We start from the raw sequence: 2,986 nt of genomic DNA, 5'->3' as shown, positions 1-2,986 counted from the left end.
GGTGCCCAGATTGATGCCAGAATAGTCTGCGTAAGAAATCGCTCCAACCGCAAAGACTGGATCGCTCTTATTTGCACGGACATGACGATCGATGAAAATGAAATCATCAGAATTTACGGCAAAAGATGGGATATCGAGGTCTTCTTCAAGACCTGCAAGAGTTTCTTGAAGCTCGGTACTGAATACCATGGCCTCTCATATGATGCATTGACTGCCCATACGGCTTTCGTCTTTCTGCGCTATATGTTCATGTCAGTTGAGAAGCGAGATGATGAAGACGATAGGACAATAGGCGAGCTCTTTTACTACATGGTGGACGAGCTTGCGGACATCACTTTCATCACTCCCTTCAGATCCTGGTAGAAGCCATGTTTGAGAGCGTGAAAGAGATCTTCCAACCGACAGAAGAGCAGATGGAAAAGTTCACCAACGCTTTCATTTTACGCCTCCCGAAGTACATGCAAGAGGCTATATCGCCATCATTAGCAGCTTAATTGAATATTTACTGGCTAAACTATTGAGTTTTCAAGGCTTCATAGTTCTTTTTGGTGTGGGAAGTTTAAGTAATATTTTAAAAAATTAACATAAATAGTAGAATAAACAATGAAAAAATTATAAAATATAAAAAGAGTGGTGATATTTTTGGATTATCAAAAAATTTTAGACCAATTGGTATCTGGTGAGCTCAAAGAATATAAGGTAGAGCCCGAAGATGCCTTTGATTTACAAAAAACTATTAGAAATTATGGCAAAAGACAATATATTACCGGCAGAGCAGAAAGAGGCGGTGCTATTGTATATACCACTACGAACACTGACGATTGAATAATGTAAGCTGTTACATTATTGTTGTCTAAACTGTAAAAACATGATAATCTAATACCTGAATGGGTATTTATTACTAGTTTAATTTTTTAAATTTAAAGGAGATATTTATAATGGAAAAACGCGATTTTCATATTGTTGCTGAAACAGGTATTCATGCACGTCCAGCTACTCTTTTAGTACAAGCTGCTTCAAAGTTCAGTTCAGATGTTAACTTGGAATACAACGGCAAGTCAGTAAACTTGAAGTCAATCATGGGTGTTATGTCACTTGGTGTTGGCCAAAACGCTGATGTTACTATCACTGCTGAAGGTGACGATGAAAAAGATGCATTAGACGCAATTGCTGACACTATGAAAAAAGAAGGCTTAGCTGAATAATGACCGAGACCTTAAAAGGAATTGCTGCTAGTGATGGTATTGCCATTGCTCCAGCATATCTTCTTGTGGAGCCTGATCTTTCATTTTCAAAGTCTTCAGTTGATGACGTTGAAGCTGAAGTAGCTCGTTACAAGGATGCTATTAAGACTTCAACTGCTGAAGTTGAAAAAATCCGTGATGTTGCTAAGAAGAGCTTGGGTGAAGAAGAATCTCAAGTTTTTGAAGCTCACTTAATGATTTTGAATGATCCAGAATTTACTGGTGCCATTGAGAATGAAATTAAGGATTCAAAGATTAATGCAGAAGCTGCATTAGATGAAACTGCACAAAAATTTATTCAAATTTTTGAAAGCATGACTGATAATCCTTACATGCAAGAACGTGCTGCCGATGTACGTGATGTTTCTAAGCGTATTATGGCTCACTTGCTTGGTAAGGAATTACCAAACCCAGCTTCAATTGACCATGAAGTAATCGTTGTTGCTCATGACTTGACTCCAAGTGATACTGCACAACTTAACAAGAAATACGTTAAGGGCTTTATTACTGATATTGGTGGTCGTACTGCTCACTCAGCAATCATGGCACGTTCTCTTGAATTACCAGCTGTAGTTGGTACTGATTCAATTACTAAAGACGTTAAGAACGGCGATATGTTAATTGATGATGGTCTTGATGGTGTAGCTATTATTGATCCTAGTGATGATCAAGTAGCTGACTACAAGAAGAAGGGTGAAGCCTTCTTAAAGCAAAAGGCTGAATGGAAGAAGTTAAAGGACGAACCTTCAGTAACTGCTGACGGTAAGCAATTTACTATTGCAGCTAACATTGGTACTCCTAATGATATGCTTGGTGTACATGAAAACGGCGCTGAAGCTGTTGGTTTGTACAGAACTGAATTCTTGTACATGGATTCATCAGACTTCCCAACTGAAGATGATCAATTCGAAGCTTACAAGAAAGTTATCGAAGGCATGAACGGCAAGCAAGTTATCATCAGAACAATGGATATCGGTGGTGACAAGCACCTAGATTACTGGGACTTGCCAGATGAAATGAACCCATTCTTAGGTGTACGTGCTATTCGTCTTTCACTTAAGAACGAAAAGATTTTCCGTACCCAATTAAGAGCTTTGCTTCGTGCTTCAGCATACGGTAAGCTTGGTATTATGTTCCCAATGATTGGTACATTGGCTGAACTTCGTCAAGCTAAGGCTATTTTGAATGATGAAAAGCAAAAGCTTGTTGAAAAGGGCGTTAAGATCGGTGACGACTTACAAGTTGGTATGATGATCGAAGTTCCTGCAGCTGCTGTTTTAGCTGATCAATTCGCTAAGGAAGTTGACTTCTTCTCAATTGGTACTAACGACTTGATCCAATACACTATGGCTGCTGACCGTGGTAACGACAACGTATCATACTTGTACCAACCATATAACCCATCAGTACTTCGTTTGATTAAGCACACCATTGATGCTGCTCATGAAAATGGTATTTGGTGTGGTATGTGTGGTGAAGCTGCCGGTGATAACACCATGTTCCCAATCTTACTTTCAATGGGACTTGATGAATACTCAATGAGTGCAACTTCAATCTTACGTATCAGAAGCTTAATGAAGAAGTTTGATACTAAGGATCTTAAGGAATTAGCTAATGAAGCATGTTTCGTTTCAGAAACTGCTGAAGAAAATGAAAAGTTAGTTAATGACTTAATGAAGAAAATTAACAAATAAATTCATATTTTGAATTGATAAAAGAGACCGAAAGGTCTATTTTTTTGT

General features: G+C 38.3%; 3 protein-coding genes and 1 pseudogene. All 4 read left to right on the top strand.

Going from position 1 to position 2,986, the window contains the following annotated elements; all coding sequences use genetic code 11:
* Nucleotides 1–494, top strand: a pseudogene (locus tag HMPREF0518_RS09875) (IS4 family transposase); the annotation flags it as partial.
* Between the two features lie 148 nt (nucleotides 495–642).
* Nucleotides 643–825 carry a hypothetical protein gene (locus tag HMPREF0518_RS08395; RefSeq protein WP_012211588.1) on the top strand — a complete coding sequence of 61 codons (183 nt, stop codon included), beginning with the start codon at nucleotides 643–645 and terminating at the stop codon, nucleotides 823–825.
* A 113-nt stretch (nucleotides 826–938) separates the two neighbouring features.
* Nucleotides 939–1,205 (top strand): phosphocarrier protein HPr, encoded by a 267-nt coding sequence (locus tag HMPREF0518_RS08390; RefSeq protein ID WP_003627782.1) that lies wholly within the window; start codon nucleotides 939–941, stop codon nucleotides 1,203–1,205.
* Nucleotides 1,205–2,938, top strand: a complete 1,734-nt coding sequence (ptsP, locus tag HMPREF0518_RS08385; protein ID WP_003627781.1) for a phosphoenolpyruvate--protein phosphotransferase — start codon at nucleotides 1,205–1,207, stop codon at nucleotides 2,936–2,938. The genes HMPREF0518_RS08390 and ptsP overlap by 1 nt, the downstream gene beginning before the upstream one ends.
* Nucleotides 2,939–2,986 lie beyond the last annotated feature (48 nt).

It is taken from the genome of Lactobacillus helveticus DSM 20075 = CGMCC 1.1877, from assembly GCF_000160855.1.
Taxonomy (GTDB): Bacteria; Bacillota; Bacilli; order Lactobacillales; family Lactobacillaceae; genus Lactobacillus; species Lactobacillus helveticus.
Note: the sequence above shows the minus strand (reverse complement) of the source record. Positions and strands in the feature narration are given on the sequence as shown.

What these genes read in the sequence shown, in the direction of transcription:
- HMPREF0518_RS08390 (WP_003627782.1), top strand. Translation starts at nt 939, where the DNA reads ATGGAAAAACGCGATTTTCATATTGTTGCTGAAACAGGTATTCATGCA.
- ptsP (WP_003627781.1), top strand. Translation starts at nt 1,205, where the DNA reads ATGACCGAGACCTTAAAAGGAATTGCTGCTAGTGATGGTATTGCCATT.